General features: G+C 38.4%; 13 protein-coding genes. 9 read left to right on the top strand and 4 right to left on the bottom strand.

Annotated features, from left to right (window positions below; translation table 11 throughout):
• Positions 1–13: 13 nt before the first annotated feature.
• From MRT15_RS02275 to purQ, 4 genes are read left to right on the top strand one after another with little or no spacing between them, the layout of a single operon-like run.
• Positions 14–1,507, top strand: coding sequence for an amidophosphoribosyltransferase (locus tag MRT15_RS02275; RefSeq protein ID WP_304327530.1), 1,494 nt, complete (start codon positions 14–16; stop codon positions 1,505–1,507).
• Entirely contained in the window at positions 1,500–1,757 is a 258-nt protein-coding gene (gene purS, locus MRT15_RS02270) for a phosphoribosylformylglycinamidine synthase subunit PurS (protein ID WP_304327528.1), read from the top strand. The genes MRT15_RS02275 and purS overlap by 8 nt, the downstream gene beginning before the upstream one ends.
• On the top strand, positions 1,747–4,125 hold the full coding sequence (gene purL, locus MRT15_RS02265) for a phosphoribosylformylglycinamidine synthase subunit PurL (protein WP_304327526.1): 2,379 nt from the start codon (positions 1,747–1,749) through the stop codon (positions 4,123–4,125). The genes purS and purL overlap by 11 nt, the downstream gene beginning before the upstream one ends.
• Entirely contained in the window at positions 4,122–4,928 is an 807-nt protein-coding gene (gene purQ / locus MRT15_RS02260; protein ID WP_304327524.1) for a phosphoribosylformylglycinamidine synthase I, read from the top strand. Before purL ends, purQ begins: the two co-directional genes overlap by 4 nt.
• On the opposite strand, the gene purB is transcribed toward purQ, so the two are convergent.
• Both purB and purE read right to left on the bottom strand, forming a co-directional pair.
• Complete coding sequence (purB, locus tag MRT15_RS02255; RefSeq protein ID WP_304327522.1) at positions 4,921–6,282, bottom strand: adenylosuccinate lyase; 1,362 nt, start codon at positions 6,280–6,282, stop codon at positions 4,921–4,923. The genes purQ and purB overlap by 8 nt on opposite strands.
• A gap of 5 nt (positions 6,283–6,287) precedes the next feature.
• Positions 6,288–6,728 carry a 5-(carboxyamino)imidazole ribonucleotide mutase gene (gene purE, locus MRT15_RS02250; RefSeq protein ID WP_304327520.1) on the bottom strand — a complete coding sequence of 147 codons (441 nt, stop codon included), beginning with the start codon at positions 6,726–6,728 and terminating at the stop codon, positions 6,288–6,290.
• A gap of 106 nt (positions 6,729–6,834) precedes the next feature.
• On the opposite strand from purE, the gene MRT15_RS02245 reads away from it, so the two are divergent.
• Positions 6,835–8,007: an AIR synthase related protein gene (locus tag MRT15_RS02245; RefSeq protein WP_304327518.1), complete on the top strand. Its 1,173-nt coding sequence runs from the start codon at positions 6,835–6,837 to the stop codon at positions 8,005–8,007.
• Positions 8,008–8,013: 6 nt separating this feature from the next.
• On the opposite strand, the gene MRT15_RS02240 is transcribed toward MRT15_RS02245, so the two are convergent.
• Complete coding sequence (locus tag MRT15_RS02240) at positions 8,014–8,259, bottom strand: Lrp/AsnC ligand binding domain-containing protein (RefSeq protein WP_304327517.1); 246 nt, start codon at positions 8,257–8,259, stop codon at positions 8,014–8,016.
• 124 nt (positions 8,260–8,383) lie between these two features.
• Between MRT15_RS02240 and MRT15_RS02235 the strand changes: the two genes are divergently transcribed.
• The 4 genes from MRT15_RS02235 to MRT15_RS02220 all read left to right on the top strand — a co-directional run bounded on the left by MRT15_RS02235 (position 8,384) and on the right by MRT15_RS02220 (position 11,861).
• Positions 8,384–9,649 carry an MFS transporter gene (locus MRT15_RS02235; RefSeq protein WP_304327515.1) on the top strand — a complete coding sequence of 422 codons (1,266 nt, stop codon included), beginning with the start codon at positions 8,384–8,386 and terminating at the stop codon, positions 9,647–9,649.
• 54 nt (positions 9,650–9,703) lie between these two features.
• Positions 9,704–10,816 (top strand): saccharopine dehydrogenase family protein, encoded by a 1,113-nt coding sequence (locus MRT15_RS02230; protein WP_304327513.1) that lies wholly within the window; start codon positions 9,704–9,706, stop codon positions 10,814–10,816.
• A gap of 15 nt (positions 10,817–10,831) precedes the next feature.
• A complete protein-coding gene (locus MRT15_RS02225; protein ID WP_304327511.1) occupies positions 10,832–11,146 on the top strand; it encodes a nucleotide pyrophosphohydrolase in 315 nt (104 codons plus the stop codon).
• 109 nt (positions 11,147–11,255) lie between these two features.
• Positions 11,256–11,861 carry a mechanosensitive ion channel domain-containing protein gene (locus MRT15_RS02220; protein ID WP_304327509.1) on the top strand — a complete coding sequence of 202 codons (606 nt, stop codon included), beginning with the start codon at positions 11,256–11,258 and terminating at the stop codon, positions 11,859–11,861.
• Positions 11,862–11,886: 25 nt separating this feature from the next.
• Here MRT15_RS02220 and MRT15_RS02215 read toward each other — a convergent pair whose 3' ends face one another.
• A complete protein-coding gene (locus MRT15_RS02215; protein ID WP_304327507.1) occupies positions 11,887–13,083 on the bottom strand; it encodes a dipeptidase in 1,197 nt (398 codons plus the stop codon).
• Positions 13,084–13,102: the final 19 nt, after the last annotated feature.

Below are 13,102 nucleotides of genomic sequence, written 5' to 3'. Positions count from 1 at the left end.
AGAGGTACCTTCCATGGATTATTTAAGACACAACTGTGGTGTTTCCGCTGTATATAGGTTTGATGGTGGTAGTGTACTGGAATACTTGTATTGGTCTTTGGTTTCATTGAATCATAGGGGGCATCAATCGTATGGTATTGTAACCTATGATGGAGATTTCCACTCATTAAAGGATCTTGGATTGATCTCCGATATCCCCATTGATAAAATTACTTCCATGGCTAAGCAGCTTACGGGGGATGTTGGTATTGGCCATGTGAGATACGCTACTAGTGGTGAATCCTCAAAATTCAATTTAGCTTTAGATGCTCAGCCAATAATCGTTGGTGATGATATTAAACTTTGCTTGGCATATAATGGTAACATAGTGAATGTTAATAGTCTTAGGAGGTACTTATCCAATGTTGGATACAAGTTTAGGGGGACTTCCGATTCCGAGGTTCTTGCTTTGATGATGTTGCATTGGCTTAATAAGGGTTACAGCATTAAGGATAGCGTTAAAAATGTTATGGAGATGGTGGATGGAGCATATTCTGTCACCGCATTACTAAATGATGGAACTCTAATATTCTTCAGAGATCCATATGGTATTAGGCCTCTAGTTTATGGATTCAGTGGTGATGGAAGTATGCTAATAGTTGCATCTGAAAGTGTAGCGTTAAATGCCAATGGGATTAGGGATTTCAAAGTTGTGAAACCAGGCTTCCTCCACATGTTTTCTAAGGAAGGTGGAAATGAAATTGTTAAGATTGCAGATAGCCCCGGTGAACATTTATGTTCATTTGAATTTGCATATTTCGCTAGACCTGACTCTAAGTTTAATGGTAAATATGTTTGTGAAGTTAGGCAAGATCTTGGTAGGAAGCTTGCCATTAGATATAGTGATATTGCAAGTAGGGTTGACTGTGTTGTTCCAGTTCCTCAAACTGCTGTGGATGCAGCCTATGGATTCCATGAAGTTTCAGGTAAACCGTTGCAGCAATGGATCGTTAGGGATAGGTATGTTAAGCAGAGGGCTTTCATATTGTTCCCTGAGGATAGAAGGGTAATTTTACAACACAAGTACAATATTCTGTTTGATAGGTTGCGTGGTAAGAAGATTGCATTGATAGATGATAGTATTGTTAGGGGTGACACTTTGAAAACTCTTGTTTCAACATTGCGTGAGAGTGGAGTTTCAGAGATACATGTTTTCGTAACATTCCCAAAGATTATAGGGCCATGCTTCTATGGTATTGATATGGCAACATTCCAAGAGTTGGCGGCATTTAATAGGAGTGATGAAGAGATACGTAAATTCATTGGCGCTGACAGCGTCAATTATCAGACCATAGAGGACTTTGTTGATTGCATATCCTCCAAGAATGTATGTTTAGGTTGCTTAACCCTAAACTATCCAACAAAATATGCCATGAAACTTTCACGTTTAGCTATGAATTTAGCTTTGAAGGGAGTTAAGGTTAAGGGTAGGATAACTGAAGAGTTTGATGGTGATGTTTATGGCTAGATTCAAAGTTAGGGTTGAAGTTTGGTTGAAGGATGAGCTTGTGGATGCTGAAGGTAAAACCGTTGAGGAGGCTTTAAAGGATTTAGGCTACAATGTGTTTGGAGTTAGGGTTGGTAAAGTTTATACATTCATTGTTGAATCTAAGTCGCCAAGTGAAGCTGAAAGGATAGTTGTTGATATGTGTGAAAGGCTTTTGGCTAATCCTATTAAAGATAAGTATTTTGTGAGTGTGTCGAGCCATGAAGTATGAGGTAATCAATATACCCCCAGAAGTTTACATCTTCCATATATCTGAATTATCAGATGAGGAGCTCATCAGTTTATCGGAAAGTTTGCGGTTAAATCTGAATTTGGTGGAGTTGAAGAGCATTAGGGAATATTTTAGAACTAAGCTTAATAGGGGTGTTTTCGATTTAGAATTGCACTCCTTCTCTCAATTATGGTCTGAACATTGTAGGCATAAGGTTTTTAGAGGTTTAATTGTTGATGAAAATGGGGAACCAATAGTTGATGATATGTTGAAGAGCTATATTGCAAAGGCAACTGAAAAGTGCAATAAGCCTTGGATTGTTTCGTTCCTAAAAGATAATGCTGGTATAATTAAATTTGATGATAATTATTCCATAGCTGTAAAGGTTGAGACTCATAATCATCCATCAGCAATAGATCCATTTGGTGGTGCTGCCACTGGTGTTGGTGGTGTAATTAGGGATATTCTCGGCGTTTGGGCTTCACCAATAGCTTGCATTGATGTATTATGTTTCGGCCCCCTAGATTACCCAATGGATGCAATTCCAAAGGGGTTTAAGCATCCAAAATATCTGTTTAGGGGTGTTGTGAAGGGGATAGGGTTTTACGGTAACAATATGGGTATTCCAACAGTTGCTGGTGCAATATGTTTTGATGAGGGATATGTTGGTAATGTCGTTGTTTATGCTGGTTGCATAGGGATTCTGCCAACATCCTCCTACAAGTTTACAGCTAAACCCAGTGATAAATTGATTTTAATGGGGAATTCTACTGGTAGGGATGGAATTCATGGTGCATCCTTCGCCAGTAGCGATCTAAAGGAGGATTCTGAGAGGATCTCCAGATCCGCAGTTCAAATCCCCGATCCAGTTGAAGAGGAGAAGTTGAGGCGTGCGATAATTAGGATTAGAGATGAAGGTCTTGCATCGGGTATAACTGACCTTGGTGGTGGTGGATTGGCTGTTGCTGTGGTTGAAATGGCTGATAGGATTGGTGGTGGGGCTAGGGTATTCTTGGATAAAGTTCATTTACGTGAATCCATGCTTCCATGGGAGATATGGATATCAGAATCTCAAGAGAGGATGCTATTAATAGTTCCAAGCGAGAATGTTGATAGGGTATTGGAGATTGCCTATGAAGAGGATTTAAAAACTTCAGTTATTGGAGAATTGACTGGAAATCCATTCATCGACGTATATTACCGTGGAAATCTCTTATGCCATATTGAGACGAATTTCCTATTACGTCCCCCAAAAGCTAAGTATGTTGCTAAGTGGTCTGCACCAAAATTATGTGAACCAGTTTTCGAAGAACCTATGGATTATGGTGATGTACTATGCAAATTGCTATCTTCACCTAACATTTGTAGTAGGGAGGATGTTATTAGAACGTATGATCATGAAGTTCAAGGTAATACTGTAATTAAACCTCTACATGGGGATTACGGTGGCCCAAGTGATGCTGTCATCTTAAAGCCTATCTCAGAATCTTGGAGGGGTGTTGTGATCTCTGTTGGTGTTAAACCTTGGTATAGTAGGATTGATCCATATTGGATGGCTGCTTCAAGCATTGAGGAAGCTTTGAGGAATAATGTTTGTGTTGGTGGGAGGAGGATTGCAATACTCGACAATTTCACTTGGGGGAATCCTGAGAAGCCCGATAGACTTGGTAGCTTGGTTAGAGCTGTGAAGGCATGTTATGATTTTGCAGTTGGCTTTGATGTTCCATTCATTTCAGGTAAAGATAGCTTGTACAATGAATCTCCACTTGGACCAGTACTTGAAACTCTACTCATAACTGCTGTGGGAATTATACCTGACATTAGGAAAGCTGTAACCTTAGATTTTAAATCTGCTGGTAACCCAATATACCTGGTTGGTTTAACGCTACCTGAACTTGGAGGTTCACAGTATTACCGTTTAATGGGGTATATTGGTTCATCTGTACCAAAAGTTGATGTTAAATCTTCCAAGAAGGTTATGGAGGTGATTATTGAAGCTATGGATAAGGGTTACGTGAGGGCTTGCCACGATATATCTGATGGTGGATTGGGCGTAGCCATATCTGAGATGGCTATATCCAGCAATTTTGGTGCAGAAATATACTTGGATAAAGTTCCGAGAGTTAATGTGAATAGAGATGACATTATACTGTTTTCTGAGAGTAATGGTAGGTTTCTATTGGAGGTTGATGGGAGATTTGAAGAGGAATTCCATGAGCTGGTTAATTCGTATGGTTGTAGTGCCGGTAAGATAGGTTTTGTTTCAAAGAGTCCACGTATGGTTATTCATGGTTTAAATGGTAGGATTCTCATGGATTTGGAAATTGAAATTTTGAGGAAGTGTTGGAAGGGTGGCTTAAAGCTATGAAACCCAAGATATTAATTATACGTGTTGCTGGAACGAATTGTGATTCTGAGACTGCTAGAGCATTGGAAGAGGCTGGAGCTTCTGCACAGATAATTCATACTAGGAGACTGATTGATGGGATCGTGGATTTATCTTCATTCCATGGATTAGTTATCCCTGGAGGGTTTTCCTACGGTGATTATGTTAGGGCTGGTGCTATATGGGCTTCAAAGCTTTACTCAAAGCTCATGGACAAAATTGTTTCCTTCGCAAGTTCAGGTAAACCCATACTTGGAATATGTAATGGATTTCAAGTTTTAGTTGAAATGGGTCTCCTTCCAGGTTTAGGTGAGTTTGGTTTACGTAGCGTATCTCTAGCGCCAAATGATTCAAGTAAATTTGAGTGTAGATGGGTTTACCTCAAATCTAATAGTGATAATAGAGTTTTCATGAAGTATTATACTCCCGATAAGGTTATTAGGATGCCGGTTGCCCATAGTGAAGGTAAATTTATTGCTTCAAATGGTGTTTTGAAGACTTTAATGGAGAGAAGGTTGATATTGTTTCAGTATGCAATGCCAAATGGTTCTCTAGCCAATGGGGTTTACCCATTTAATCCAAATGGTTCTTACATGGATATTGCTGGCATATGTAATGTTAATGGTAATGTTATGGGTTTAATGCCTCACCCTGAGCGTGCAACATATTTATGGCAGTATCCAGATTTTGCTTCAAAAATTTATGGTGATGTTAAATCTGTTCATGGTGATGGCTACTGGATATTTAAATCCATGTGTGACTACATCATTGAAGAAATTATTTAATGTGAGTTATTTTCGAGATGGTTTCCTTCGCATATTTTATGGCTCTTTCAATTAACTTCTCTGTTTCTCCAAGATAGTTTTCCGGTTTCAATAGTTCCTCCACTTCTTCCTTATTTAAGAGCTTCATGATTCTATTGTCTTGTAGTAATGCATCTTTGAATTCAATTTTTTCCAATGCAACTCTCCTAGTTATTTCCCTTAGAATTTCATGGGCTTCTGTTCTCGCCATCCCCTTCTCCACAAGTTTCATTAGGACGTTTTCACTCATCATAGTCCCCCTTGTTATTTCAAGATTTCTCTTCATGTTGTCGACGTTTACCACTAGGTTTTCCAATACTTCCATCATGGAATCTAGCATTTCATCCAGTGTTAGTATTGTGTGTGATATTAGGAATCTTTCGCTACTACTATTTGTTAAGTCTCTCTCATGCCATAATGGTATATTCTCCAATGCAATTATGACCATGGATCTCAAAACCTTTGCTAATCCACATATTTTCTCCGATGTTACTGGATTGGCTTTTTGGGGCATTGTGCTGCTTCCAACTCTCCCCTTGACTCCCTCGGCTAATTCCCCTATTTCTGGTCTCATGAGTTCTCTAATTTCCAATGCAAGTCTATCCAATTGGCTTCCAAGTATTGCTATGTTTGCTACAAGTTCTGCAAATCCATCTCTGGGTGCTATTTGTGTTGAGATTTCATGTGGTTTGAGTTCAAGGATTCTTGATGCTTCCCCCTCAACTATTAGTCCCTTATCTTTCCATGATGCCATATTTCCAACAGCTCCTGAAATCTTACTTCTTATCAACCTCTTCTCCATTTCATGCATTCTCTCTAGGCTTCTTGTAAATTCGTATACGTAGTTTGCAAATTTGAATCCAAGTGTTATTGGAACTGCATGTTGACCATGTGTTCTGCCAGCCATAATAGTGTTTTTATATTTTATGCTGTACTCGATTAGTTTATTGATTACTTTTACTGTTTTCTCCTCTAATATTTTCAATGCATCCCTCATTATTAGGCTCCATGCTGTATCAACTATGTCGTAGCTTGTTGCGCCGAGATGCACATATTTCCCTGCTTCACCAGATTTCTCGGCTAATGCTGTGGCTAATGCCATTATATCATGTCCAAGTTTTGCTTCCAATTCATCCACTCTACTTACTTCAACTTTGCAGACAGCTTCCTTTATCTTTTCAGGAACCCATTCTTCAACTATTCCAGCTTTTGCCAATCCATATGCTATTGCAACTTCAACTTCCAATCTCCTTCTCATAATCTCTTCTCTTGTAAATAGCTTCCTCATTTCCTTACTTCCATATCTCCATTCCAGTGGACATATTTCTGTGGACAATTCTTTCACCTCCCCCTAATCTTCCTCCTATACTCCAATAGTTTAGTTTTCAATTCCTCATATTTCAATGCCAATATTTCCACGGCTAATAGAGCAGCGTTTCTAGCGTTATCTATTCCAACACATGCCACTGGAATTCCTGGGGGCATTTGAACTATGGATAGTAATGCATCTAATCCAAGTAGCTTCACTTCCCTTGGAACCCCTATTACTGGTTTAATGGTTTTTGATGCTATGAATCCTGGTAGCGCTGCTGATAATCCCGCTATGGCTATGAATACTTCTGAATCGCATTTCTCAATGTACTCTGAAAGTTCTTCTGGATTTCTATGTGCAGACATCACTCTATAATCAACTTCTATGTTGAATTCATGTAGTGTTTGAACAACTTTATCTCCAATATCCTTGTCACTATCGCTTCCCATGATGACGCTTACTTTTGGCATGAATTCACCAACTATACTCTCTTTCAACTCATATTTTATAATTGTTCTTTGATGTTGAGGGCACCGTTAAATACTTGTTTTCCAGAATATTCTTTGGAGCTGGTTTATGTCTCAAATATATGGTTCTATGGGTATTGATGCTTCAAAGAAGGCTGTTAAGATCATTGAAAGTGTGGTGCAGAGCTCCTTCCCCCATGCGTTTACCAATGTTTTAAAGTTGAGTGATGGGAGATGTGTAACTTTACATGTTGATGGTGCTGGAAGTAAACCTATAATTGCATATTTAATTTGCAAGGAGTTTGGTGACTACAGCTTCTTCCAGCATTTAGCTCAAGATGTTTTAGCAATGAATTTAGATGATATTGTTGCAGTTGGGGTTAAGCCTATGCTTTTTGTGGATTATATTGCATTGAACCCATTTAGGCTTGATAGGGAGAGTGTCCTCAAGTATATAGCCTCCGGTTTCTCCAAAACTTTACAAACACTTGTAGGGTTAAGTGAATCGTCGAAATCCTTTACGCCAATCTTCGTTGGTGGTGAAACTGCAGATATGCCAGATCAATTGATGACAATTGATGTTGCTGGAGCAGTTTATGGGGAAGGTGATTGCAAAGATATTATTGATGGGATGAAGATCAATAGTGGGGATGTAATTCTAGGTTTGAGCAGTTCTGGGAAGGCTAAATATGAGCATATTGAGAATAGTGGGATCATGTGTAATGGTTTGACTCTAGCTAGACATGTACTCTTAAATGAGTATTATGCTTCAAAGTACCCTGAAACCTTCGATCCAAATAATCGTTTACGATACTCTGGACCTTACAAATTGGATTCATATGTTGATGAACTTGGAATGACATTAATGGAGGCTTTGTCTTCACCAACAAGGATATATGCACCAATAATTGCCGAAATATTATCATCATATGGTGGTTATGTGCATGGCATGGTTCATATAACTGGTGGTGGATTTACAAAGATGTTAAAGGTTGGATATAGCGTTAACTATGTAATTAATAATCTACCAGAACCTCCACCAATATTCAAGTTGATTCAGAGGGTTTGTAGGTCTGATTGGAGGGATATGTATTCGGTTTTCAATATGGGTGTGGGTTTTGTGGTTATTGTTGAGCCAAGCATTCTTGATTCCATAGCCAGTATATGTGAGAAGTATGGGGTTCAAGTGTTTAATATGGGGGTTGTTGAGAAAAATTTTGATGGATTTAATAGGGTCATAGTTAAGTCTGAGAATGTAAAGTTTGAGTTAACCCCCAATTAACCCCTCCTACTTCCTCCTTTCTTCTATGACAATCATGGTTGTCGTTGACATTATCTTCTTCATCTTCCTAATCTTCATTGTCACTATATCTCTAAGTTTATTTATATCTTCGGCAGTCACCTTCGCCACTATATCATAAACTCCATAAACTATATGTGCCTCCTCCACCTCCTCTAAACCTTTCAAGTCTTTAAGTACCTCTTCCTCAGACCCAATCTGAGTATTTATTAATACGAATGCTTTTACAGGCATTTTCAATCTTAATAATATCTTTACCTATACACTTATTTATTACTTTTCATTGGCATTGAAACTAAAACTTTATTTCCATCACATACTTCCATATTATGATTTGTTTGTGTAGTGGTGTTTAGTGATGGGCGGTGATAGGAGGAGGAATCCCCTCATTGCCATTGGATCTATGGGTGAAGTTTTACGTGGAAATCTTCTTGTAATGATTGTTAGTAGTGGGATATGGACTTTTGGAGGTTCTCTTGCAGCCCCCTTCGACACACTGTATTATCTTGGCCTTGGAGCATCATATGCAGATATAGGGTATTTAACTGCCCTATGGAGTTTTGCAAGAATATTCTCCCTTGTTATTGGGGGTTATCTTGCTGATAGGATTGGTAGGAGGTTTCTCGTTGCCCATTTAAGTTTTGCAGTTGCAATTGAAGATCTATATATTGCTTTAATTCCGGATTGGAGGTATGCTATACCACAAAGGATATATGATGGTTTTATTGGAGGGCTTAGGGAGCCTGCCTTCAGTGCTTTGATAGCTGATTCCACTCCTGTAAGTAAGAGGGCTTTGGCTTATGCTGCATGGCAAATCCTACCACCAATGTTTGGTTTAATATCACCAATAATTGCTGGGGGGTTAATTGACTTATATGGTATAGTTTATATGATGCGTATATTCCACTTCATAACATTCCTCTGTGGAACAACGGCATTCCTTATTAGAATTAAGTATTTGAAGGAAACTTTAATAACGGCTTCTGGGGGTATGCGTAGCCGTGTGTCTGTGTCGGAAATTTTACGTAATGTTGTTCCTCCACTTGATCATATGAGTAAGCCCCTTAAGGTTTGGCTTATAATAAGTTTTACTGGTACGATGTTTGGGGCTGCTGCAGGTCCCTATTGGGTTGATTATGCAGTTAACGTTATTGGTTTGAGTAAATCCAGTTGGGGGGTCCTTGATAGTATTAGGCGATTTGAGAATATGGTTGTAAGCCCAACATTTGCTGCTATGTCTGATGTTTCAGAACGTTTTGGTAGATTGAAATTCATAATTCCATCAGCTTTCATATCTCCAATAACAAATATAGGATTTGCATATAGTAAGAGCTGGGTTGAAGTGTATTTCTGGCTTATTCTTTCGACGTTTCTATCCGCAGCTTCTGCACCAGCTTCTTCAGCACTGTTTGCCGATTATATGCCCCGTGAATATCGTGGGAGGATAATGGCTTCCTTCAGTCTAATTAACAATATAGCAACGATGTTTGGAGGGTTAATTGGTGGTTACATTTATGGTAGTGTATCTAAAAGATTGGTTTTCATAATTCCATCCATTGTTGGATGGATTAATGCAATATTAATCTTACACTACTTTGAAGAGCCACGCATAAAATATGAATGACAATAAATTATTTAATCTGTTTTCAATCACATTTTACTTTTGAATGTGATTGGAATGGGTGAAGTGGCTTTAATTGGTTTTGGAAATATCGGTCAAGCGGTAGCTATAGATCTAATTAATTCTGGTATTCACCCAAAAGTTATTGATATATCTGATGAAAGGTTGAAATATGCTTCCAGTAAGTTTGGTTTGGAAACCTTAAAGTTGGATGTCTCAAAAATTTCCTCACTTAATAAGTTGCATGGTTTCAATGTAATTATAACTGCATTGCCAGGTTCCATTGCATATAGTGTTTTGAGTAATTTATTGAAGTTGGGTGTTAATATTGTGGATGTATCATTTTTCCCCGAATCTCCATGGCCCCTTGACTCTATTGCAAGGGAGAAGGGTTCCCTAATAATTGTGGATGCTGGATGGGTGCCCGGTTTAAGCAATATATTCTTAGGCTACTTCCATTCAAAGTTTGGAGGGTTAAAGATTGGTAGAATATATGATGGGGGTCTTTCGCTGAATCCAAATGCTCCATTGGGCTTGGCGTTAACATGGTCTGTTGAAGATTTAATTGATGAGTATATTAGGCCTGCTAGAGCCATAATTAATGGTTCTGAAGTCTCTTTAGATCCATTATCGAATACTGGTGAAATAAATATTCCAGGTCTTGGTCTCTTTGAATATTTTGTTTGTGATGGTATTCGAACTATGCTTAAAACTTTCAGTGGAGTTCAAGAGCTTGTAGAGTATGTTTTGAGATATAAGGGGCATTTGGAGATAATGAGTTCACTTAAGAAGATTGGAATGTTAAGTCGTGAACTCTTTAGGGTTGATGGATTTGAAATTCCAATGAACGTTTTAACCGCCAAAATTTTGCGTAGAGTTTTGCTTAGTGATATTGAAGATCGTGTGGTGATGTACATTGAAGCTTACTCCAATACTGGTGTTTGCAAGAAATTCTTCATGGATATTAAATATGATCATTCATTGAAAATGACTGCCATGGCTAAAGTTACTGGTTTCACGCAATCCACTATAGCAAAAATGGTTTTGGATGGAATTATTACAGGGAAGGGTTTAATGCCTCCTGAAGCTATTGGTATGAATTTAGACTACTTCAAAGTGTTTAGGGGGATTATTGAGAGTAAGGGTGTAAAAGTTTTTGAATCACAATGATTTATAGTGTTATCCATGAGTGAATTAAAGATTTCAGACATTCAACGCATGGTTGATGATTGGATTAAAAAGTTTGGTGGAGGGTATTGGAGTCCCTTATCTATGCTTGCTGCACTGGTTGAAGAGATTGGCGAGTTGGCTAAAGCTTTAAATTCAATTGAAGGTGGTAAAGGCTGCGGTAATATGAAAGCTCTTGTGGAAGAAATTGGAGACGTCTTATTTGCATTAACATGTATATCCAACTATTATGGCATTGATATGGGTGATGCATTAAAGAAGTGTGTGGAAAAGTATACTGTTAGGGATGCTGATAGATGGATTAGGAAATGACTTCTAATGCAATTTAAAAACAATAAACATCATAATTTAAAAAGAGGGATGAAATCCATAGAAACGAAATGCTTAAGCAATATTATGCAGATTCCTTATTGAGTGAGTTATGTCCAGTGATGTTCGTAAAGGATTTAGAAATGCATTACGCAAGTTCATTGCCACAATCATATTATACCTATTAACTTCAGCATTAACACAGTACATTGTAAGCTACGTTTTAGTAGCATTTCTCAATATTGATATATCTGGATATAAGATTTACATTGACATTTCCTTGGGACTATGCTTTGGATATTTAATCATACAATACTTCTCTGAATTAATTTACTGGTCTATTAGGTCTAAGTACGATCATGCAACGGCAGCTGCTATGAGAAGCCTATTTAGACTATTGGGTGTGGGGGCTATGTTAACAACCCTTGCCGGGGCTTTATCAAATCCCACAGCTGGCGTTGCCCTAGGTGGCTTTATCGGTATGTTAATCGGTTATGCTTCACAACAGAGTTTGGGGCAGGTTATTGCTGGAATACTATTATTATTGTCAAGGCCATTTAAGATAGGTGATAGGATTGAAGTTGGTGGAGTTGCTGGTAGAGTTGAGGATATTACAGCACTATATGTTGTGCTGTCAACTGATGATAACAAGCTTGTATATGTTCCATGTAACTCCATTCTAGGTTCAAGATTAACAAAATATAGGTTGGAGAAGTAGCTGAATAATATTAAATCCAGCGACTTTACCATACCTCCCTAAGAACTCTTAGGACGTTTCCTCCAATAACCTTACCTATTTCTTCATCACTATACCCATTTTTCACAAGCCATCTAACTATATTTTTGAATTGTGATGGGTTTTCTAAGCCATCTACATATTCAACTTCCTGGTATTCCAGTTCCTTAGTTCTTGTTTCAGTTAATGATAGTTCTCTTGTAAATACTTTGTGTAGTGCTACGTGGTCTCCGAATAATGTGTCCGGCCCGAAGGCAACGTAATCTATTCCCACCAGCTTTTCTATGTATTGGAAGTGTTTCATCACGGTTTCTATGCTATGCCTCCTGTCTTCAAGTGTTAGTGTTGTGTGTGGTGAAGCTTCCACTCCAATTACTCCCCCCTTCTCAGCTAATGCCTGTATAACTTCATCGGGTTTCATTCTTCTCGTTGGCCACAGCTTCCTTGCACCTGCATGTGTTATGAAAACTGGTTTCTTACTTGCTTCAATTACATCCATGGATGTTTTATCACTTGAATGAGCTATATCTATTGCCATTCCAATTTTATTCATCCTCTCAACAAGTTTGTAGCCTAAGTCTGTAAGTCCTTTATCGTATTTATCTGCAAGGCCGCTTCCAAACTCATTCCCCTTACTATATGTTATCCCCATGCATCTAACACCCAATCCATACAGCACATCAACTCTATCTATTTCTTCACCAATCCTAGGAGTGCCTTCCATATGGATAACTACCCCTATCTTCCCCTCTCTATGGGCTTTCTCTACATCTTCAATTCTCCTAACTATGAATGCCAGGTTTTGGTGGTCTATGTCTGAAGTGAACATCCCAATTTGGTAAACTACGTTATCCCAACTCCAAGGGTCTCTTGATGGCGCTAACCCTATACCATCGAATAGTCCATCGAAAATTACGTCTATACCCGAAATTGCAAGTCCCTCGTATCCTGTGAACATTCTCCCCTCCCTCACGTATGGTAATATTTCTTGTGGGTTTTCTGGGAATACTGTGGAGTGGTCGTGTAGTGATATGACAATATATTTCTCCAAGATCTCTTCAACCCTTTCCTCCTCGTTTTTACTTAATTCTATATTCCTAGATGGAACTCTATCTATCTCCTTTGTCAGTTTGAAGGCTTTATAATCCTTGTTTGATTCAAGATACTGGAATGATTTATAACCATTATATTGCTTCCTCTTCATTTTAATGCACCGATTGATG

Origin of the sequence: Candidatus Culexarchaeum yellowstonense (genome assembly GCF_024707025.1) — an archaeon.
In the GTDB taxonomy this organism is placed as follows: Archaea; Thermoproteota; Methanomethylicia; order Culexarchaeales; family Culexarchaeaceae; genus Culexarchaeum.
Note: the sequence above shows the minus strand (reverse complement) of the source record. Positions and strands in the feature narration are given on the sequence as shown.